This is a genomic window from Paenibacillus sp. J5, assembly GCF_054955055.1.
This window is the reverse complement of record NZ_JBUEDD010000051.1, coordinates 1-488: the sequence shown is the minus strand read 5'-3', so window position 1 is coordinate 488 and position 488 is coordinate 1. Positions and strand designations below refer to the sequence as shown.

Sequence of the window (488 nt, the reverse complement as noted above, 5' to 3'; positions counted from 1 at the left end):
ATAACGAGAAAGTAAACTCTTTAGCCCTTTTGCTTCCCAGTAGGAAGTCGGAAGGGCGTTATTTGTGTTTCGAGACATCTCCCATGCCCCGCGCCTGGAGTTGGCCATGACGAAGCAGGCCCATTCGGGGACGCCCCGTGCCCGAAGCTCCCGGATTCGGGTTCGCACCCGTTTCCATTGCTTCCATAGACACATGCGGAGTCTTCGGCGAATCCATTGGTCAAACTTCTCACAATGGTTTTTCGCCGCTGCTAGTCGAAAGTAGCCCATCCAGCCGATGAGGTATCGGTTTAGTTTCGCAATCCGGCTCTCCATTGACATTGAGCGCGTTCGGTTCGTTAGCTCGCGCACTTTCGCTTTGAACCGCCAGATCGTTTGCGGCGCTAAACGAATCGTCGCTTTCTTGTTTATCAGAAAGCTAAATCCGAGGAACTTTCGGTTCCACGGTCGGTCTACTGCACTCTTCTCTCGATTCACGCTTAGTTTTA

1 protein-coding gene is annotated in these 488 nt (G+C 52.3%); it reads right to left on the bottom strand.

Annotation, left to right across the window (positions count from 1 at the left end; genetic code table 11):
* The coding region (locus ACY1JZ_RS26100; RefSeq protein ID WP_462631695.1) for a group II intron maturase-specific domain-containing protein at nucleotides 1–488 on the bottom strand (488 nt) is incomplete at both ends.